This window comes from Sinomicrobium weinanense, assembly GCF_018863395.1.
Lineage (GTDB): Bacteria > Bacteroidota > Bacteroidia > Flavobacteriales > Flavobacteriaceae > Sinomicrobium > Sinomicrobium weinanense.
This window is the reverse complement of record NZ_JAHKRR010000001.1, coordinates 233152-253744: the sequence shown is the minus strand read 5'-3', so window position 1 is coordinate 253744 and position 20593 is coordinate 233152. Positions and strand designations below refer to the sequence as shown.

The following is a 20593-nucleotide window of genomic DNA, read 5'->3' as shown; positions in this document are numbered from 1 at the left end:
TTACTTATAAATCCGGAAAATATGACAACAAAGGCCATTAGGACAAGTAAGCAAAAGCAGGCAGGTATTATTATTCTTTTACTGCTGCTGAGCTTCCAAAAAATATCAGCACAGGAAGAAGTAGTGTATAAAACCCTGGATACGATATCCCTGACCATGGATATTTATTATCCGGAACATATGGTCAAAGGACAAAAATACCCCGTTGTGATCTTCTTTTTTGGCGGCGGGTGGAAAACGGGGAGAAAAGGGAAATTCAGGCCTCATGCAAAACACTTTTCAAAAAAGGGACTAATCAGCGTACTGGCCGACTACCGGGTTGAATCAAGACATAAAACATCGCCTTTTGAGTCGTTGAAAGATGCCAAGTCGGCTATTCGGTTTTTGCGCTTAAATGCAGAAAAATTCCATATCGACCCTGACAAGATCATCGCTTCGGGAGGGTCCGCAGGCGGACATTTGGCCGCGGCAACCGCTACCATTGAAAAATACAACGATTCAAAGGACGATTTGAATATCAGTGCAAAACCCAATGCCCTGGTACTTTTTAACCCTGTGATAGATAACGGGCCAGGCGGTTATGGTTTTAAACGGATAGGCAGCGAATACCACGACTTCTCCCCCCTCCATAATATTCAGAAAGGCGCCCCGCCAACGATCATATTCCTAGGGACAAAAGATCACCTGATACCGGTTGAAACGGTACGCTATTATAAAAAGGTCATGGAAAGGGTCGGGAGCCGCTGCGATCTATACCTGTATGAAGGGCAACCGCATGGGTTTTTCAATTACAAGCATACAGAATACTACAATAAGACCGTAGAAAAAGCCGATGAATTCCTTAGTTCTCTCGGGTATATAAAAAGCTAGTGACAAGTTTCTATGAGTCCCTGCGGATCATCTCAACACTGATGAATATGAAAAAACCCCAGATGGAATATCTGAGGTTTTACAAGCGGTCTTAAAAAACACATTAGAACAGGCCTACCGGTTTTTTATCATAAGAAATAAGCATATTTTTCACTACGCGGTAGTGATCCAACGCCATTTTATGATTTTCACGGCCAAATCCTGATTCCTTTACACCCCCAAACGGGGCATGAGCAGGATACGTGTGATATTGGTTTATCCATACCCTACCTGCCTTGATCGCTCTCGGTACCTGGTACAGTTCATGGGCGTCCCTGCTCCATACACCGGCACCTAAACCGTAAGTTGTATCATTTGCGATTGCAATGGCCTCTTCGGTAGAACTAAAAGTGGTTAACGAAACCACAGGCCCGAAGATCTCTTCCTGGAACACCCGCATTTTATTGTCCCCTTTCAGAACCGTAGGCTGAATGTAGTATCCATCGGCAAGCTCTCCTTCATAATTTCCCGGTTCACCACCTGCCAATACCGCAGCACCTTCTTCTTTACCTATTTTAATATAATTTAAAATTTTATCGAATTGTGCTTTTGAAACCTGTGATCCAACCATGGTTTCAGGATCTAACGGATGGCCGGTTTTGATTTGCTTTAAACGTGTTTGCATTTTTTCAATGAACACATCTGCAATATCTTCGTGAACGAGGATCCGGGAAGGCGAAGTGCAAATTTCACCCTGGTTTAAGGCAAACATAAGTGCTCCCTCAATAGCTTTATCGAAAAAGCTGTCGTTTTTATCGGCCACTGACGGGAAGAATACATTAGGAGATTTACCACCTAATTCCAGGGTTAAAGGAATTATATTTTCTGCGGCATTGTGCATTACTTTACGCCCGGTCTCCGTAGACCCTGTAAAGGAAAGTTTTGCCACTCTCCCGGATGCAGCCAGGGCTTCTCCTGCTTCACTGCCGAAACCAGTCACTATATTTAACACGCCTTTGGGCAAAATATCTGCGATAAGTTCCATCAAACACATAGCACTGGTCGGGGTTTGCTCTGCCGGTTTTACCAAAGCGGTACAACCTGCCGCTAATGCAGGTGCTATTTTCCATGCCAGCATCAATAGCGGAAAGTTCCAGGGAATGATTTCCCCGACTACTCCAACAGGCTCGTGTAAAACGATACTTACGGTGTCTTTATCGTGTTCGGAAATGGTTCCTTCATCAGCGCGAATAACTCCTGCAAAATACCTGAAGTGATCTATGCAATAGGGAATATCTGCTGCTCTTGCTTCGCGAATGGGCTTACCATTATCTATGGTTTCCAGAGAAGCGAGATATTCAAAATTGTCTTCCATGACCTGGGCAATTTTCAACAACATATTGCTGCGTTCCGTAGCGGAAGTCGTACTCCAGGCCGGAAAGGCCCGATGTGCAGCGTCCAAAGCAAGGTTAACATCCTCTTCCGTGGACCTGGCGGCTTTTGTAAATACCTTACCGTCTACGGGAGATACATTATCAAAATATTCTCCTTTTACCGGAGCAACAAATTCACCGTTGATGAAATTCCCGTACTTTTCTTTAAAATCGGGTTTGACTACGTTTGACATAATGACTTTTTTTTGAATTAAACTCAAGACAAATGTAGGCCGGTTACCCCGTTTTGAGCTTACCAAAAAAAGTCAGTTTATTATGAAAAAAGGTCAGTTTTAAAAAAGGATGCTTCACATAAAAACACTGTTAAGAAATATCCTTGGGGCTAAAACCAAACTTGTTTTTAAATGCCGTACTGAAGTTAGACAGGTTGTTATATCCCATTTCCATATAAATGTCCGATGCCTTTAAGTGACCTTGTTCCAGGAGTACCTTTGCCTTCTGCAAGCGTTTTTCCTGTAACCACTTTCCCGGTGAAACCTTGTATTCATTTATAAAATAACGTTTAAAGGTCGATAAACTCATGTTGCACAAAAATGCTATTTCTTCCAGTTTAAGATTGGAATAAACATTACGCTCCACGATTTCCCTGAACGGGGAGGCTTCTTCGACTATTAACGATTGTAAATACGATTTAAAGCGATCCCCGTATTTACCGATGAGATAAAGCATGATCTCTTCAAATTTAACAGAAAGAAAACTATCGGAAAGCAAAGAAGGGTAATCGTTTATGGTTGAAAGCGAATTTAAATAAGATGAGATATAATGGTCGTTTTCAATGATAAAAAACGGGACTTCCTTTTTGTGTTCCGGTGAGCCGTCTATATGCTTTTTCAGAAATTCCCTGAGTATTTTTTCCGAAAAGAAAAACAATTTGCAATAATAAATATTTTCTGTATCTAATAGTTCTGTCCACAGGCAATTTCCTTTTTTTATAAGTAAGGACTGGTCTTTATTTACGGCAACCGAAGTTCCTGCGAAATGGATCTGCTTCCTCCCTACCTGTAAAAAGCTGAACATATTCATCCTCAGGTTTACTTTACTTTTTACAATATCAGTAGTCATCCTGAAATCATGAACAAAAACATCGGGCTTTTTCCTGGAATCGTCAATAAATAGTTCCGGTATATTTTCTATTAGCATCGGCTTATATATTCTTTCTTATTAAGACAGCAGAAACAAAGTTAATTAACGCGAATAATGTTTAAGCTCTCTGGGGCAAAAACATTTAAAAATTACAACCTTTGTTTGAGATCTCTAACAGGTTCCTCCATACCCTGCATAAGATAGTCTGAAAATCGTGCTGTCAAACGCACAAACAAAAAAGCTGCATCGAAGTGTAATACAGCCTTTTTATTTTATCTGATATCCCTTTTTTCTTATCTCCTGTAATAAATATAATCCGTAACCAAAGGTTCCAGTCCGGATTCCCGGAAATCCATAGCGATCTGCCCCCTGTGATAGGTGGCATGATTAATTACATGGAACAATATGTTCCGGATACTATTGTGAAACGGAACGCCTTTGCTGTTCTTGTAATCGATAATTTCAGAAAAATCCTTTTCTTCCAGTATCTTCCTGCTAAGTTCCTGGTTCTCTTCATGTAATTCCTCCAGGATATCCGGGGAAAGCTCCTCCCACACCCGATATTTCGGGGCCTGGCCGTTAAGCCTGGCATTCCATATGTGATGGGCCGTAAGGATATGATCAAAGAGCCTGCGGCTCTTTTCCGGTACTTTGTCCCCGGCCAGGCGGAAAGCTGCTATAAGCCTTTTATTGCAATCGTCGTTATAGGAGAACAATTCCGAAAAGAGTGATTTCATTTATTAGTTTATTAGTTTTGGAGTTCTGGAGTCTTGAATTGGTCCCTGAGCCCAAGCCGAAGGGTGGAGTTCTGGAGTTGATTAGTTTTACTCGTTAATTACTAACTAACTCCCAAACTATTCCCTGTTACATATTCCTCCTGTACTGCCCGCCGACCTCGAACAGTGCTTCGGTGATCTGGCCCAGGGAACACACCTTGCTGGCTTCCATGAGTTGTTCAAAAATATTCCTGTTCTCAATAGCGGTCTCCTGTACTTTTTCCAGCTCCTGTTCTGCCTTTTCCTTATGGGCATTTTTCAGGTTCTCTACGGTTTGTATCTGGTATTGCTTTTCTTCTTCGGTAGCCCTGATCACTTCACCGGGGATCACCGTCGGCGAACCTTTGGAGCTCAGGAAGGTATTCACCCCGATAATTGGAAATTCTCCCGTATGCTTCAGGTGTTCGTAATAGAGGCTCTCTTCCTGTATCTTGCTTCGCTGGTACATCGTTTCCATGGCCCCGAGAACACCACCGCGTTCGGTAATACGGTCGAATTCCATCAACACAGCCTCTTCCACAAGGTCAGTCAGTTCTTCGATAATGAATGAGCCTTGTATGGGGTTCTCGTTCTTTGCCAGTCCCAGTTCCTTATTGATAATGAGTTGTATGGCCATAGCCCGGCGAACGCTTTCCTCGGTTGGTGTCGTGATGGCCTCGTCATACGCATTGGTATGCAAGGAATTACAGTTATCATAAATGGCATACAGGGCCTGCAACGTGGTCCGGATATCGTTAAAATCGATCTCCTGGGCGTGCAGGGAGCGCCCGGATGTCTGGATGTGGTATTTGAGCATCTGGGCGCGTTTATTGGCTTCGTATTTATATTTCATGGCCTTGGACCATATCTTCCGGGCCACACGGCCAATCACAGCATATTCGGGATCAATACCATTGGAAAAGAAAAAGGACAGGTTGGGCCCGAACTTATTGATATCCATACCCCTGCTCAGGTAATATTCCACATAAGTAAATCCGTTGGCCAGGGTAAATGCCAGTTGTGTAATGGGATTGGCCCCGGCTTCGGCGATATGGTAGCCCGAAATGGATACGGAGTAGAAATTGCGCACATTGTTATCTATGAAATATTCCTGTACGTCTCCCATAAGGCGAAGGGCGAATTCCGTGGAAAAGATACAGGTATTCTGAGCCTGGTCTTCCTTGAGAATGTCGGCCTGCACGGTTCCGCGAACCTGCGACAGTGTTCTTTGTTTGATCTCATTATACACTTCCGGGGGCAACACCTCGTCACCCGTTAGTCCCAGCAGCAACAGCCCCAGGCCATCGTTACCTTCGGGAAGCCCGTCTTTTCCGTTGGCTGCATTGTTATAGCGCGGCCTGGGCAAGTCTTTGGCATCGTATTTTGCTTTCAGCTTTTTTTCTACTTCGGCCTCGAGCCCGTGTTCCCGGATATAAAGCTCACATTGCTGGTCTATGGCCGCATTCATAAAGAAGCCGAGCAGCATGGGGGCCGGACCGTTGATGGTCATGCTCACCGAGGTTTTCGGATCGGCGAGATTAAAGCCTGAATAGAGTTTCTTGGCATCGTCCAGGCAACAGATGGAAACTCCCGCATTCCCTATTTTTCCGTAAATATCCGGGCGGTGCCCGGGGTCATTCCCATAGAGTGTCACCGAGTCAAAAGCTGTGGAAAGCCGCTTGGCCTCCATCCCCAGGCTCACATAGTGAAAACGCCTGTTGGTCCTTTCAGGGCCACCTTCCCCGGCAAACATCCGCGTGGGGTCTTCCCCTTCCCTCTTAAAGGGATACAATCCGGAAGTATACGGAAACTCTCCCGGTATATTTTCCTGCAGGGACCATCGCAATATATCGCCCCAGGCTTTATACTTGGGCAGGGCAATCTTGGGGATCTGCAAATGCGAAAGGGACTCGGTATGGGTCTTTATCTTCAGTTCCCTGTCCCTTACCTTAAAGATGTATTCCGGTGCTTTGTACCTGTTTATTTTTTCGTCCCAGTTCAGGATCGCTTCCCAGTGATGCGGGTCGAGTTCCATTTTTACACGGTCGAACTCGGCAAGCAGCAGTTTCAGGAAAGACCGCTGTTCGTCGTCTTTCGCCTCCGCCATCAGCCTATCGCTATCCAGGCCGGACCTGGTGATAATGGCGTTCGGATCTCCCTGTTCCGACACGCTGCATATGGCCATACAAATACCATATAGTTTCTGGGCTGCCGACACCTGCTTTTCTACCGTTTCATCGTAATTCCTGTTGTTGTCGGCGATCTCAGATAAATAGCGGACACGCCTGGGAGGAATAACAAATACCTTTTCACTCATCTCATGATGCCTTTCCAATGAGGATTTCAGGTCGGCCCCTGTTTTTTCCACGATCTTATCCATCACGTTCTTGTAGAGCGTGTTCATGCCCGGATCGTTGAACTGTGAGGCGATCGTACCGAAAACGGGGAGCGAATCCGGGTCGGCATCCCACAGCTGATGGTTTCGCTGATATTGCTTTTTTACATCCCTCAGGGCATCGAGGGCCCCTCTTTTATCGAACTTGTTGATGGCCACGAGATCGGCAAAATCGAGCATGTCGATCTTCTCGAGCTGGGTGGCTGCCCCGAATTCGGGGGTCATTACGTAGAGCGATACATCGGAATGGTCGAGGATCTCGGTATCGGACTGGCCTATTCCTGAAGTTTCCAGGATAATGAGGTCGTATTCCGCCGCCCGGAGTACCTCCACAGCCTCGGCAATATGCCTGGACAGGGCCAGGTTGGACTGCCTCGTAGCGAGCGATCGCATATACACCCTGGGATTGTTAATGGCATTCATCCGTATACGATCGCCCAGCAAAGCTCCTCCTGTTTTTCGCTTGGAAGGGTCTACGGAAAGGATACCCATGGTCTTTTCGGGAAAATCGGTAAGGAAACGGCGTACCAGTTCGTCCACCAGGCTGGATTTTCCCGCACCGCCCGTACCTGTGATCCCGAGGACCGGGACCGTTTTCTTCCCGGGCTTTGCCTTAAACCTTTTTTCGAACTCTTCATGATCGTTCTCGGCGAGTGTGATAAGCCGTGCAAGGGTGTTTACATCCTTCTCCTTCAGGCTTTTTGTAACTTCCTGACCGTTGAGAAATGCGGGAGAACGGAAGTCGGCCTGCTCTACCAGGTCGTTGATCATGCCCTGCAGGCCCATTTCACGCCCGTCGTCCGGTGAATAGATACGGGTAATGCCGTATTGGTGAAGTTCCGCTATTTCTTCGGGGAGGATCACTCCTCCACCACCACCGAAAATCCGGATATGGTCTGCACCTTTTTCCTTTAACAGGTCGTGCATATATTTAAAGTACTCGTTATGCCCGCCCTGGTAGGAGGTCATGGCAATGGCATTGGCATCTTCCTGTATGGCTGTGTTCACTACCTCCTCCACGCTGCGGTCGTGCCCCAGGTGAATGACCTCTACCCCGGTGGACTGAATGATACGGCGCATGATATTTATGGCTGCATCATGCCCGTCAAACAGGGAAGCGGCAGTAACTATTCTTACTTTATTCCTGGGTTTGTATACTTCTGTTTTCACTTTGCTTGTATTTTGAGCCTGTTAGTTACGGCAAAACCCATCTTACTTTCATATTATTTGATGGAGTCCGGCCGGTTTTGTTTCATTTGCAACAAAAGTGCTTATTTGGTGTTGCAATTTACTGATTTATTAAAAAATATCCCGTTTTTCAGAAAATTTGTAATTCTAAAGGGATGTTAAAAATTCTTTGCTTTTTTGGCTTATTTTAGAGGGGTGTTTGCCGGTTGCCGGTTGCAGAAAAGGTTTTTTAATGATCTGACTTATAGTTTCGGAAAAGATATGCACAAAATAACATTACTCATTTCCTGCAAAGATACACAAGGTATCATTGCTTCGGTGACTCGTTTTATTTACGGGAAGAACGGCAATATCGTTTATATAGACCAGCATGTTGATATGGAGCACGAAGTATTTTTTATGCGTCTGGAAAGCCAGTTCGGGGAGTCTCCGGGCACACTGGATGATTTCAAAAACGAATTTAGCCATACCATAGCTGAAAAATACAGTATGTCATGGGAGGTCCATACCGATGACCACAAACCGGGGATGGCTGTTTTCGTGTCTAAATACGACCACTGTCTTTATGACCTTCTCGGCAGGTATAACTCGGGGGAGCTCCGGGTAGATATTCCATTTATCATCAGCAACCACAATGACCTGAGACCTGTGGCAGAAAATTTCGGTATTCCCTTTCATCATATTCCGGTAAAACGGGACAACAAGGAGGAAGCGGAAGCAGAACAATTAAAGCTGCTACGGGAAGCCGGGGTGGATTTCATTGTCCTGGCCCGCTATATGCAGATCGTATCGGAAAAACTGATAAACCAATATCCCCATAAGATCATCAATATACATCACTCCTTCCTGCCTGCTTTTCCCGGGGCAAAGCCATATCACTCCGCCTTTAAACGCGGGGTAAAGATCATCGGGGCTACCAGCCATTATGTCACCGAAGAACTGGATGCGGGCCCTATCATCGAGCAGGATATCACCCGGGTAACGCATGCTCATTCTATCCAGGACCTGGTAATGAAAGGGCGCGACCTCGAAAAAATTGTCCTGGCCAGGGCTGTAAAACTGCATATCTCGCGAAAGGTCATGGCGCATAACAACAAGACCATTGTTTTTTCTTAGCCCGTTTCCTTCTTGCCAGGCCGATACAGGCTGGTGCCATGACCCAAGAAAAGTTTATCGGGGCTTCTCGATATGCCTTTCCAAATCGCTTTTGGCGATTTGGAAAGGCTACTCGAAGTGACGACGGTGATCTCATAACATAAAATTATACCGTCAGGTCGAGTGCTGCCCTGAATGCAGCCGAAGGGTATCGAGCCCCTCGAAGTGATGCTCTGGCTTATAGAAACTCACATTAATTTAATGTACTTTTGTTTTGTTAATCACAATTAAAAACAAAAGAATATGAAAAAAGCATTATCCCTGATAGGGGTGTTCTTACTTTTCTCCTGTGCAGAGTTGCAACAGGTCGTCAACCAATTGCCGAACACTACAACGCCGGGGAACGAGCAGATCGCTTCCGGGCTTCGGCAGGCCCTGGATTTCGGTATCGATAAACAGGTGAGCAAGCTCACACAAAAAGACGGTTTTTTCAAGAATGAGATGGTAAAGGTCCTGCTACCCGCCGAATTGCAAAAGGTAGATAAAACCCTACGCGGCATCGGGCTCGGAAACCTGGCAGATGAAGGCCTTAAAGTACTCAACCGGGCTGCGGAAGACGCTGTTAAGGAAGCTACCCCGATCTTTGTTGATGCGGTAAAAAACATCACTTTTACCGATGCAAAGAATATCCTGTTAGGCGGAGATAATGCTGCAACAGCCTACCTGCAAAGCTCTACGGAAAAACAACTATACGGCAAGTTCTCGCCGGTGATCAACAATTCCCTTTCCAGGGTAGGCGCTACGGAGATCTGGACCAAGATCATCAATAAATACAATTCCCTGCCCATTACCAATAACGTCAACCCGAATCTTACGGACTATGTTACCAACCAGGCCCTGAAAGGAGTTTTTACCATGATCGCCGTGGAAGAAAAAGAAATACGAAATAAGGCTGCGGCAAGGACTACCAACCTGCTTCGGAGTGTATTTGCCCTTCAGGACTGATAAAAAATACAATCCCCCCTATTTTTCGGGGTGAAATGCGGTATTTTTGATCAATATAAAGTTCACCCCCTTGTTTTTTTATTTATCTTCATCAAAACACCCTTCAAAATGCACATTTCATAAATTCGGATCAGGAAAAATCGTTTTTCTTTACAAAAACACATCAAAACATAACAATATTTAATTTAACACTACATTAAATGTTAATTAAATATTAATTAATTATTTTATTTACTCATTATTTAATAAATTGCTAATATAAAATTAACGCGGATTAAAATTTAAACTCTGAATTTTGTAGTGTTCGTGTGAACTTTTATTTAATGATTATTTGAGTTAGTTAGTTTAGAAAAAGAGGCCTCTCAGCCTCTTTTTTTTATTGCCATATTTTAGTAAAGTACATGACAAAAAGTTATCAGGGGAGATGTAAGACTGCAGGACATAAGACATGGGGCTTAACAGTTACCGGTTTCCGGTTTGTAAAGCAGTTATAGTAAAAACTGGTAACCTGCAACCGGCGTCAATCTTCCAACCGGTCCCTGAGGCGTTTAAAATAATCAAAGGCTTTTACCAGGCGGGAGCCATACCAGCTGAACATCTCACCATCCACAAAGACTGTTTTGGCATGATGGGTAAAGCGCCCAACTTCAAAGGCGTGCTCATCCTTGAACGGGTAAGGTTCGGACGACAGGAACACCAGGTCGGGATCGCCTTCGAGGCGCATTTTTCTGAGTTCCACCACCGGGTAGCGGTCCTTATCGGCATAGATATTCTGAAAACGGTTCAATGTTAACAGATAGTCGATAAAAGTATTTTTTCCGGCCACCATCCAGGGATTCCGCCAGATGAAATAGGCGGTTTTCAACACGGGCTTATCTTTTATATACTGCTGAAAATCCTGTAACCTGAACCGGATCTTCTGTGCGATCCGCGAGGCATCGGTACGGCAGGAGAACATTTCGCCATACTGACCGATCAGCTCCAGCGCATCGTCTATGGTATAGATATCGGAAACATGTACCGGGGCTATTTCTTCCAGTGCTGAGACTATTTCCCGGGTATTCTCTTCCTTGTTACAGAGAATAATATCCGGCTGCAACTCCCTGATCTTGTCTGCTTTCACCTGTTTGGTCCCCCCGACCACGGTTTTCAGGGACCTGAAGTGAAAGGGATGCACACAAAATTTGGTAATTCCCACCACCCGGTCTTCTAATCCCAAATCATACAATAATTCGGTTTGAGAAGGCACCAGGGACACAATGCGCTGCGGTGGTTCCCTTAAAAAGACTTCTCGCTGTATCTGATCTCTGAAGGTCAATGGAAATACAATTTAAAAGATTATATGTTCTGCCTCATAATGGCATTCATCCCGGCCTGTAATTTTTCGGCTTCTTCCCGGGCGGCACTGGCAAAATCCTTTCCGTTCGATGCATATATAATACCTCTTGCAGAGTTTACGAGCAGGCCGATATCTTTGGTCATCCCGTATTTACATACATCCTCCAGGCTACCACCCTGTGCGCCTACTCCGGGCACCAGCAAAAAACTGTCCGGTATGATCTTTCGGATATCCGTGAGGTATTCCGCTTTAGTGGCTCCTGCTACGTACATCAGGTTTTTGCTGTTTTTCCATTCGCGGGAAGTTTCCAGCACGCGTTTATACAATTCCCTGCCTTCCGAATCTTTGGTCTGAAAATCAAAAGCTCCCTGATTAGAGGTAAGAGCCAGCAAAATTGTATGTTTGTCTTCGAATTCGAGGAATGGTTCCACAGAATCCTTTCCCATGTACGGGGCTACGGTGACCGAATCGAAGCCCAGATCTTCAAAAAAGGCCCTGGCATACATGGCAGAGGTATTGCCTATATCTCCCCGTTTGGCATCGGCAATAGTAAATATGTCCGGGTGATTTTTATTGAGATAGTCTATTGTTTTCCGCAGTGCCTCCCAGCCTTTAATGCCATATGCCTCATAAAAAGCGATATTGGGTTTATAAGCCACCGCCACGTGGTGGGTGGCATCGATAATGGCCTTGTTGAAGGCAAATATGGGATCTTCTTCTTCCAGAAGATGCCCGGGTATTTTTCGCAAATCCACATCCAGGCCAACGCATAGAAATGATCTTTTATGGCGTATCTGGTCCAGCAGTTCTTGTGTTGTCATTATAGTTGTTTATTAAAATGCCGCATCTCGACATAAGTTCGGTGCGGCATTCCTGTTCGGTTTATTTACAAAAGGTTTTTCTCAAAACACTTCGCTTGCTTTCAGTTTTTCGGTGTTCTCTGCAAGTTTCAGTTCTTCGATGATCTTGTCGATATCGCCGTTGATGATATTTTGCAGGTCGTAGAGTGTCAGTCCTATCCTGTGGTCGGTGACCCGCCCCTGGGGATAGTTGTAAGTGCGTATCTTGGCACTCCGGTCACCGCTGGACACCATACTTTTTCTCCGGGCAGCATCTTCTTCCTGTTTTTTGGCCAGCTCCCTTTCGTAGAGCCGCGAACGCAGTACTTTCGTTGCCTTTTCCAGGTTTTTATGCTGTGATTTCTCGTCCTGGCAGCGCACTTCAATCCCGGTGGGGATGTGTTGTAGCTGGATGGCAGAATAAGTGGTGTTTACCGACTGTCCGCCGGGTCCGGTAGATGTGGTACGGATGATCTTTACGTCACTCATATCCAGTTCCACATCAAACTCTTCTGCTTCGGGGAGTACCATCACGGTCGCTGCCGAAGTATGTACCCTGCCCTGGGTTTCGGTCTGGGGCACCCTTTGTACACGGTGCACACCGGCTTCGAATTTCAGGGTACCGTATACGTCCTCACCATTGACTTCAAAAATGATCTCTTTAAATCCGCCGGAAGTCCCTTCGTTAAAGTCCACCACGTTCACTTTCCAGCCTTTGCTTTCGCAATACTTGGTGTACATTCGTTGCAGATCGCCCGCAAAGATGGATGCTTCATCGCCCCCGGTGCCCGCCCGGATCTCTACCATGGCATTCTTGGTGTCTTCAGGGTCTTTGGGGATCAGGAGGTATTTTATTTCTTCTTCGAGTGCGGGAAGTTTTTCTTTGGCTTCTTCGAGTTGCATCCTGGCCATTTCCACCATTTCTGCATCGCCATCGTCGGCAATGATCTCCTCTGCTTCGGCAATATTATCCAGAACGGTTTTGTATTCTTCGCGCTTTTCTACAATAGCCCTGAGGTCCTTGTATTCCTTGTTGAGCTGCACATACCGCTTCTGATCTGCAATAATATCGGGTTGAATGATAAGGTCAGACACCTCATCAAACCGTTGTTTTACTATGTTTAACCTGTCTAACATTTGAGATTTTAGATTTTAGATCTGAGATTTTAGATTTTAGACCTGAGATTTACAGATATATCATTATCTAAAATCACCTTACACCGTTCACTCGGTTTGCAAAATTACGACATTTTTACCGGATTAATATTCAAACGTCCCGAACCCGCTTTTTATGGTGAGCTTTTTACGGGTGGATGCCTCAACCCTTCCCACGATCCGGGCCTCAATATTAAAGGACTTTGAGATGGCCATGATATCTTCTGCGGTTTTTTCGTCCGTATATATTTCCATACGGTGTCCGCAGTTAAATACCTGGTACATTTCTTTCCAGTCCGTTCCGGATTGTTGCTGTATCAGCTTAAACAGTGGAGGGACTTCAAAGAGATTGTCTTTAATAACGTGGAGATCTTCTATAAAATGGAGTATCTTGGTCTGCGCCCCGCCGCTGCAATGAACCATACCGTGTATTTCCCTGGCGTTGTATTTTTCCAGTATCTTTTTTATGACGGGCGCATAGGTCCGGGTGGGCGACAATACCAGTTTTCCGGCATCGAGCGGAGTCCCTTCCACGGGATCGGTGAGTTTCACCCCACCGGAATACACCAGCTCTCCGGGTACGGAGGGATCGTAACTTTCGGGATATTTTTCTGCGAGGTATTTGGCAAATACATCGTGCCGGGCCGAGGTGAGCCCGTTGCTGCCCATACCACCGTTGTATTCTTTTTCATAGGCGGCCTGTCCGAAGGAAGCCAACCCAACAATAACATCCCCGGGTTTTATATTGGCATTGTCTATAACGTCTTCGCGTTTCATTCTGGCCGTGACTGTGGAGTCTACAATGATGGTACGTACCAGGTCCCCGACATCGGCGGTCTCTCCTCCGGTAGCATGTATCTCCACTCCGAATTCCCGGAGCTCGGCAATAAGTTCTTCGGTGCCGTTGATAATGGCAGAAATGACTTCGCCGGGTACCAGGTTCTTGTTCCTCCCGATGGTGGATGACAGCAGAATATTATCGGTAGCCCCCACACACAGTAGGTCGTCTATATTCATAATAAGAGCGTCCTGGGCTATCCCTTTCCACACCGAAAGGTCGCCCGTTTCTTTCCAGTACATATAGGCCAGGGACGATTTGGTCCCCGCACCGTCGGCATGCATGATCAGGCAATACGATTCGTCATTGGTGAGGTGATCGGGCACTATTTTACAAAAGGCCCTGGAAAAAAGCCCCTTATCTATGTTTTTAATGGCGTTGTGCACATCTTCTTTGGAGGCCGAAACACCTCTCTGGGCATATCTCTTACTTACCGAAGAACTCATAGTTTATGTCGTTTGCCGCAAAAATACAATGTTATTTTGGATTGACAATCTCCTCCCTCGGGTGGATTATAGGGGAGATATTTTTATCTTTTGAACACTATCGGCCATGAATGATTACGAAGTCAACAACTTCGGGGCAAGCCTGCGAGGCATGGGAAGGAAAACCTTAAAAAAACAAATCCCAAATTCCATGGAGTTGGAGTTTGGGATTCTATTTTTTTATCTATAATGATTATTATTCAATCTCTGCCAGCATGCCTTCTCCGTTATATGCAGAAACTGCTTTGTTTATAACTGCCAAACCTTCATTGCGGGTAGCATTGGCATCTATCTTAATTTTTTTACCATTAGGCATATAGACATAATAGAAGCCTTCTTCGAAAGAAGATAATTTTATGATCTCCCCGCTTGGCCTAATCGCATTCCACGATTTCTCGCTCGGCTTATAGAATAATTCCAGCTTTTCCCCTTTTTTAGGCCCTTCTACCACATTAACGAACATTCTGTTTTTAGTAGCTGTCATTTCAATGGTATTGCCGTCTTTTTCCACAGTCTGGGTTTCTACTTCACCTTCATTCATGGCTATAGGATTAGAACCAGACCAGAACTCGATAACGTTGAAAATAAGAGCATCCCCCAGGAAGAACAATCCGTAAACAGGGATAATATTAAGTCCCCAAAACACTAAGTTGTTTACAAACTTACTGTCACTAATGGTATGGTTCCAGTCTTTTAAGTTGTTAAATGCACTGAAAGAACCTAAGCAACTTGAACATAGGAGTGATAAAGAAAGTACGGAGCACAATAATAGTTTTTTCATAATAGACATTTTTAATGATTAATTCATTAAAAATATGAAAAATTTCACATAGATTTAAGAAAGGAGTTACTTTTTAGCGTTATTTCTACTTTTGGCTCAAGTAATAAGAGGGTGTCCAAAAAGTCTTGTAAACCGTCATTCCGAACTTGTTCCGGAATCCCATACTCCTGATTGACAGTAGGGATGAAAACCTGAAACAACCCTTCAACTTTAGTTTATCCTGAGCTTGCCTGCACTGCGCAAAGTCGAAGTGCCGAAGGGCTCAGGATGACAGTTCAGGTTGACGTGTGATCCACTTGACATATTTACCATAAAGAACTTCGACCATAAAAAAACGGGAAGACCTTGCATGTACAAAATCTTCCCGTCAGGCAAAGTTTAGTATCTGTTATCTGGTGAACAATAATTCCCTGTATTTGGTAAGGGTCCAGAGTTCATCGTCTACCAACAGCTCCAGTTTGTCACAGTGGTAACGTATTTCATCAAAATACGGTTTCACTTTTTCGCAATAGGCTTCTGCCTTGAGTTCGGCATTGGTGATCACGTTGGCTTTCTTCCGCTCTTCGATCATGGCCGTAACTTTAGAATTGATCTCGGCGATGTGCTCGGAGATCTCTTCGATAAGGTCGAGCTGTTCTGAAGCCACTTTCTTAAAGTTCGTTCCGAATACATCCTTGAGGCCCTTAACATTGTCTATAAGGATATTCTGGTAGCGGATAGCGGTAGGGATAACGTGGTTACGTGCTATATCGCCCAATACCCGGCCTTCGATCTGTACCTTCATGGTGTATTCTTCCAGTTCTATTTCGTGCCTGGCTTTTACTTCTACCTTGCTCATCACATTCATTTCCTCAAAGAGGGAGATGGCTTTTTTAGACACCATGGCTTTAAGGGCTACGGGAGTGGTCTTGTTATTGCTGAGCCCGCGGCGGGCTGCTTCTTTTTCCCAGGCAGCGCTGTAACCATCGCCTTCGAAGCGTATTCTCTTGGAAGCCTTGATATATTCTCTCAGTACGTTGAATATGGCCTCGTCTTTTTTCAGCTTCTTTTTAGCTATCAGGGCATCTACTTCTTTTTTGAACTCGGTAAGCTGCCTGGCCACTATGGTGTTGATCAGGGTCATCGGCTTACCACAGTTAGCCTTGGAACCTACGGCCCGGAGTTCGAACTTGTTTCCTGTAAATGCGAAAGGCGATGTTCTGTTACGGTCGGTATTGTCCAGTAATATTTCCGGTATCTTACCAACTACATTGAGTTTGAGGTCTGTTTTTTCCTGGGGCGACAGTTTTCCTGTAGATACGTCTTCGAGTTCGTCGAGCACCCTGGTCAACTGTTCTCCGATAAACACGGAAATAATAGCAGGTGGTGCTTCGTTGGCCCCAAGTCTGTGATCGTTGGTAGCCGAAGCTACGGATGCACGGATAAGCTCCTCATAATCGTTCACTGCTTTTATGGTGTTGATAAAGAACGTGAGGAACTGCAAGTTTTTCATTGGAGTTTTACCCGGGCTCAACAGGTTTACCCCGGTATTGGTAGCCAGAGACCAGTTGTTGTGCTTCCCGGAGCCGTTAATTCCCGCAAAGGGTTTTTCGTGGAACAACACTTTGAAATTGTGTCTCTCGGCAGTCTTGTCCATAACATCCATAAGCAGGGAGTTGTGGTCTACGGCTAAACTGGCCTCCTCAAAAATGGGAGCCAGTTCGAACTGGTTAGGCGCCACTTCATTGTGCCGTGTTTTTACCGGGATGCCCAATTTCATACACTCTATTTCCAGGTCGCGCATATAATTCACCACCCTGTCAGAAATAGATCCGAAATAATGATCGTCGAGCTGTTGTCCTTTGGCTGCGGAGTGGCCCAGAAGCATCCTTCCTGCGAGGATAAGGTCCGGACGGGTATAGGCCAGTGCCTTGTCTATGAGAAAATATTCCTGCTCCCATCCCAGGGTTGCGGTAACCTTAGTTACACTCTTGTCAAAATACCTGGCTACTTCGGTCGCAGCATTATCTATACATTGCAGGGCCCTCAGTAGCGGAGCCTTGTTGTCCAGTGCTTCTCCCGTATAAGAGACAAATACCGTGGGAATACAAAGTGTACCTCCGTAGATAAATGCCGGTGAAGTAGGGTCCCATGCGGTATATCCCCTGGCTTCGAACGTATTTCTTATCCCCCCGTTGGGAAAGCTGGAAGCATCGGGTTCCTGCTGTACCAGCTGGCTTCCGTCAAATTTTTCCATGGCCATTCCGCCTCCGATAGGCTCGAAGAAAGCATCGTGCTTTTCGGCCGTAGACCCGGTAAGCGGCTGGAACCAGTGGGTATAGTGCGTCGCCCCCTTGGAAATGGCCCAGTCCTTCATACCTGCAGCCACCTGATTGGCCATCTTGCGGTTTATCTTTTCTCCAAATTCAATAGCGTTCATCACACTGGTATAAGCCTCCTTGGTCATAAACTGCCTCATGGCAGCTTCGTTGAACACATTCCGCCCGAACAGTTCCGAACGCTTTACAGTTTCTTCCACAGGAATTGTAGTCCTGCTGAATGTCTCCTGTATAGCTTTAAATCTGATTGTTGCCATATTGTGTTTGTGGTTTTTATTGCTTGTGGTTTATGTGGTTTCAAGTTCAAAGTTCAAAGTCTTACTCAGTCCCTGAGCGAAGCCGAAGGGCAAAGTTTTACCCGGTCCCTGAGCAAAGCTGAAGGACCAAATATATAAAAATACCTTAACAAAAAAACAACCTTTTTTTCAACACCCCCACTTAAAAACAGGGTTTGAACAAAAAAATATCAATCCGTTAAATTTCACCCCTCGCTCTATTACCGGTTTAACTGGAATTATACAGGAAAGGATTTTTTAGGCATAAATAAAAAACAGAGGTTTAAAATAATTAATTTTCAACAACCCCCTTCTCAAAATAGGGTATACACAAAAATAATAGTTAAAATACAATTACACACCCTTGAATTTATATGGTGTTAAAAAAAATATTAATTTTACACCAATTATACCGACATATATAGTAGTGTTCAATTTAAATTATGAAAAATATGAGTAGAGCTAAACTGGAGTACATTTGGTTAGATGGTTATGTACCGACGCAGAGCTTGAGGAGCAAAACGAAAATCGTAAGTAACTTTTCCGGGAAACTGGAAGATTGTGAAATATGGTCTTTTGACGGTTCTTCAACACAACAGGCTGAAGGAAATTCTTCGGACTGCCTGCTTAAGCCCGTATTTATCTGCCCTGATCCGCAACGAAAAAATGCCTATCTGGTGATGTGTGAGGTATTGAATGCAGACAGCACTCCTCATGTATCTAACGGAAGGGCTACCATTGATGACGACGACAATGATTTCTGGTTTGGTTTTGAGCAGGAGTACTTTCTGTGGAACCCGGAAACGAATAAACCCCTTGGTTTTCCTGCTAACGGTTATCCCGCACCCCAGGGGCAGTATTACTGTTCAGTAGGGGCCAACAATGCATTCGGAAGGGAGATCGTCGAAGAACATCTGGACGTATGCCTGGAAGCGGGGTTGAATGTAGAAGGCATCAATGGCGAAGTTGCTGCCGGACAGTGGGAGTTCCAGATATTTGCCAAGGGTGCCGCCGAAGCCGGTGACCAGATCTGGGTAGCCCGATATTTCCTCGAAAGAATTTGTGAAAAATACGGTATTTCGGTAAACTGGCATCCCAAACCCCTCGGAGATCTCGACTGGAACGGAAGTGGTATGCACGCCAACTTCTCTAACGACATTTTGAGAACCTGTGGCGACAAAGCTGTTTACGAAAGTATCTGCGAAGCTTTCCGCCCCGTAGTAAAAGAGCATATTGATGTTTACGGTGCCTACAACGATCAGCGGCTTACCGGAAAACACGAAACGGCTTCTATCACCGATTTCAGCTATGGTGTATCCGATCGCGGTGCTTCTATACGCATTCCTATCGCAACCGTAGAACGCGGCTGGAAAGGATGGCTGGAAGACCGCAGGCCCTCATCTAACGGTGACCCGTATAAAATAGCGGCCAGGATCGTTAAAACGGTAAAATCAGTTGAAATTAATGCCGCTGTTGCCGTTTAAATACAGCGCAATGGCGAACCATTCTGTTTTTTGTGTATAATTAAAAACGCCGGTACTTTTACTTTACTACCGGCGTTTTTTTACTTGATGACGGACAATCCATTATCCGAATGATCGACAATTGGCTTAATTATTCCGTTGTTTATTAAGGCAGCTCCCCTCCTTCTTTTTCTCTTTACTTACAAAGTCAGGTAAACAAAAACAGTATACGAAACCAAAAGCAGTATACCTGCTACCCTGCCCAACTGCATTTTTTTGGGCATCAATACCAGGGGCAGTATCAGAAGGGCTATACCCAGCATCCAGTAAAGGTCACTGTTTATCAGTCTTTCATCTTTTGCCTGTATCGGGGTGATCATAGCTGTAATTCCCAGTACTGCCAGGATATTGAAGATATTCGAACCGATAAGGTTTCCCAGGGAAATGGCTTTTTCCTTCCGGATCACAGCCATGATCGATGCAGCCAGTTCAGGAATACTGGTACCTACGGATACTACGGTCACCGCAATAACCCTTTCGCTCACCCCGTAATGCTTTGCCATACCAACGGCACCGCGTATCAGCAATTCCGAACCTCCCCAGAGCGCTACTCCTCCTATAAGCAGGAAGATAAAGATCCGTCCATAGCCAGGCATTTTTTCGGCTATTTCTGCCAACTCATCGGGTTCCTCCTCTTCTTTCTTGTTGCGAAACATAAAAAGGATAAACAACACCAGCATGGCAAAAAGCACGCCTCCTTCCCAACGCTGTAATATGCCGTCGGGAACAATAAAAGCATACAACACCGCTGATGCCAGCATCATAATGGGCCAGTCCACCTTGTAAAAGCCGCGTTTCACCGTGATGGCAGACAGCGTAACCGTAATTCCGAGTACCAGCCCCAGGTTGGCTATATTGGACCCTACCACATTGCCCAGGGCAATATCGGGAAAACCATCCAGGGCAGATTTAACACTAACTATAAGTTCGGGAGCAGAAGTAGCAAAGGACACTACGGTCATTCCTATGACCATACGAGGAATGTTCAGGCGCAATGACAATCCCACAGCAGAACGAAGCAGCCAGTCGCCCCCGGCCACCAGCAGTACCAACCCAATAATAATAAACAATAAGTTCATACGTATTTTTCTTAATCCTGCGAAGATAGGATTTTTACGACAGCTTTAAAACAGGCAAAGTCCTGGAGTTTTGGAGTCCTGGAGTCTTGGAGTTCGGGAGTTGGGAGTATATAAAGACTATACCTGAAAAACTCCGA

General features: G+C 45.2%; 15 protein-coding genes. 4 read left to right on the top strand and 11 right to left on the bottom strand.

The genetic code is table 11. The features are described from left to right. The first annotated feature begins 21 nt into the window (after window positions 1-21). A complete protein-coding gene (locus KN811_RS01060) occupies window positions 22-870 on the top strand; it encodes an alpha/beta hydrolase (RefSeq protein ID WP_247716380.1) in 849 nt (282 codons plus the stop codon). 103 nt (window positions 871-973) lie between these two features. Here the strand turns inward: KN811_RS01060 and KN811_RS01055 are convergent, their stop codons facing one another. The 4 genes from KN811_RS01055 to KN811_RS01040 form a co-directional block, all read right to left on the bottom strand. Then, on the bottom strand, window positions 974-2476 hold the full coding sequence (locus KN811_RS01055) for an aldehyde dehydrogenase family protein (RefSeq protein ID WP_187964353.1): 1503 nt from the start codon (window positions 2474-2476) through the stop codon (window positions 974-976). Window positions 2477-2606: 130 nt separating this feature from the next. Continuing rightward, complete coding sequence (locus KN811_RS01050) at window positions 2607-3443, bottom strand: helix-turn-helix domain-containing protein (protein WP_187964352.1); 837 nt, start codon at window positions 3441-3443, stop codon at window positions 2607-2609. A gap of 236 nt (window positions 3444-3679) precedes the next feature. Beyond that, window positions 3680-4123 (bottom strand): DinB family protein, encoded by a 444-nt coding sequence (locus KN811_RS01045; RefSeq protein WP_187964351.1) that lies wholly within the window; start codon window positions 4121-4123, stop codon window positions 3680-3682. Between the two features lie 127 nt (window positions 4124-4250). After that, on the bottom strand, window positions 4251-7706 hold the full coding sequence (locus tag KN811_RS01040; protein WP_187964350.1) for a methylmalonyl-CoA mutase family protein: 3456 nt from the start codon (window positions 7704-7706) through the stop codon (window positions 4251-4253). A 279-nt stretch (window positions 7707-7985) separates the two neighbouring features. Here KN811_RS01040 and purU point away from each other — a divergent pair, with 279 nt between their 5' ends. Next, window positions 7986-8840 (top strand): formyltetrahydrofolate deformylase, encoded by an 855-nt coding sequence (gene purU, locus KN811_RS01035; RefSeq protein ID WP_187964349.1) that lies wholly within the window; start codon window positions 7986-7988, stop codon window positions 8838-8840. A 282-nt stretch (window positions 8841-9122) separates the two neighbouring features. Beyond that, a complete protein-coding gene (locus KN811_RS01030) occupies window positions 9123-9824 on the top strand; it encodes a DUF4197 domain-containing protein (RefSeq protein WP_187964348.1) in 702 nt (233 codons plus the stop codon). 520 nt (window positions 9825-10344) lie between these two features. On the opposite strand, the gene KN811_RS01025 is transcribed toward KN811_RS01030, so the two are convergent. The 6 genes from KN811_RS01025 to KN811_RS01000 form a co-directional block, all read right to left on the bottom strand. Beyond that, window positions 10345-11142: an ABC transporter substrate-binding protein gene (locus KN811_RS01025; RefSeq protein ID WP_187964347.1), complete on the bottom strand. Its 798-nt coding sequence runs from the start codon at window positions 11140-11142 to the stop codon at window positions 10345-10347. A 20-nt stretch (window positions 11143-11162) separates the two neighbouring features. Continuing rightward, on the bottom strand, window positions 11163-11984 hold the full coding sequence (pyrF, locus tag KN811_RS01020; RefSeq protein ID WP_187964346.1) for an orotidine-5'-phosphate decarboxylase: 822 nt from the start codon (window positions 11982-11984) through the stop codon (window positions 11163-11165). 81 nt (window positions 11985-12065) lie between these two features. After that, a complete protein-coding gene (prfA, locus tag KN811_RS01015; RefSeq protein WP_187964345.1) occupies window positions 12066-13139 on the bottom strand; it encodes a peptide chain release factor 1 in 1074 nt (357 codons plus the stop codon). A gap of 123 nt (window positions 13140-13262) precedes the next feature. Continuing rightward, the gene (locus KN811_RS01010; protein WP_187964344.1) at window positions 13263-14441 is read right to left on the bottom strand and encodes an AIR synthase related protein; all 1179 of its coding nucleotides are present in this window, start codon (window positions 14439-14441) and stop codon (window positions 13263-13265) included. A gap of 235 nt (window positions 14442-14676) precedes the next feature. Further along, on the bottom strand, window positions 14677-15261 hold the full coding sequence (locus KN811_RS01005; protein WP_187964343.1) for a DUF3332 domain-containing protein: 585 nt from the start codon (window positions 15259-15261) through the stop codon (window positions 14677-14679). A gap of 388 nt (window positions 15262-15649) precedes the next feature. After that, window positions 15650-17836, bottom strand: a complete 2187-nt coding sequence (locus KN811_RS01000; protein ID WP_187964342.1) for a glutamine synthetase III family protein — start codon at window positions 17834-17836, stop codon at window positions 15650-15652. Window positions 17837-18306: 470 nt separating this feature from the next. Between KN811_RS01000 and KN811_RS00995 the strand changes: the two genes are divergently transcribed. Beyond that, complete coding sequence (locus tag KN811_RS00995) at window positions 18307-19338, top strand: glutamine synthetase beta-grasp domain-containing protein (RefSeq protein WP_187964341.1); 1032 nt, start codon at window positions 18307-18309, stop codon at window positions 19336-19338. 179 nt (window positions 19339-19517) lie between these two features. Here the strand turns inward: KN811_RS00995 and KN811_RS00990 are convergent, their stop codons facing one another. Beyond that, window positions 19518-20456: a calcium/sodium antiporter gene (locus KN811_RS00990; protein ID WP_187964340.1), complete on the bottom strand. Its 939-nt coding sequence runs from the start codon at window positions 20454-20456 to the stop codon at window positions 19518-19520. Window positions 20457-20593 lie beyond the last annotated feature (137 nt).

What these genes read in the sequence shown, in the direction of transcription:
- KN811_RS01060 (WP_247716380.1), top strand. Translation starts at nt 22, where the DNA reads ATGACAACAAAGGCCATTAGGACAAGTAAGCAAAAGCAGGCAGGTATT.
- KN811_RS01055 (WP_187964353.1), bottom strand. Translation starts at nt 2,476, where the DNA reads ATGTCAAACGTAGTCAAACCCGATTTTAAAGAAAAGTACGGGAATTTC.
- KN811_RS01050 (WP_187964352.1), bottom strand. Translation starts at nt 3,443, where the DNA reads ATGCTAATAGAAAATATACCGGAACTATTTATTGACGATTCCAGGAAA.
- KN811_RS01045 (WP_187964351.1), bottom strand. Translation starts at nt 4,123, where the DNA reads ATGAAATCACTCTTTTCGGAATTGTTCTCCTATAACGACGATTGCAAT.
- purU (WP_187964349.1), top strand. Translation starts at nt 7,986, where the DNA reads ATGCACAAAATAACATTACTCATTTCCTGCAAAGATACACAAGGTATC.
- KN811_RS01030 (WP_187964348.1), top strand. Translation starts at nt 9,123, where the DNA reads ATGAAAAAAGCATTATCCCTGATAGGGGTGTTCTTACTTTTCTCCTGT.
- pyrF (WP_187964346.1), bottom strand. Translation starts at nt 11,984, where the DNA reads ATGACAACACAAGAACTGCTGGACCAGATACGCCATAAAAGATCATTT.
- prfA (WP_187964345.1), bottom strand. Translation starts at nt 13,139, where the DNA reads ATGTTAGACAGGTTAAACATAGTAAAACAACGGTTTGATGAGGTGTCT.
- KN811_RS01010 (WP_187964344.1), bottom strand. Translation starts at nt 14,441, where the DNA reads ATGAGTTCTTCGGTAAGTAAGAGATATGCCCAGAGAGGTGTTTCGGCC.
- KN811_RS01005 (WP_187964343.1), bottom strand. Translation starts at nt 15,261, where the DNA reads ATGAAAAAACTATTATTGTGCTCCGTACTTTCTTTATCACTCCTATGT.
- KN811_RS01000 (WP_187964342.1), bottom strand. Translation starts at nt 17,836, where the DNA reads ATGGCAACAATCAGATTTAAAGCTATACAGGAGACATTCAGCAGGACT.
- KN811_RS00995 (WP_187964341.1), top strand. Translation starts at nt 18,307, where the DNA reads ATGAGTAGAGCTAAACTGGAGTACATTTGGTTAGATGGTTATGTACCG.
- KN811_RS00990 (WP_187964340.1), bottom strand. Translation starts at nt 20,456, where the DNA reads ATGAACTTATTGTTTATTATTATTGGGTTGGTACTGCTGGTGGCCGGG.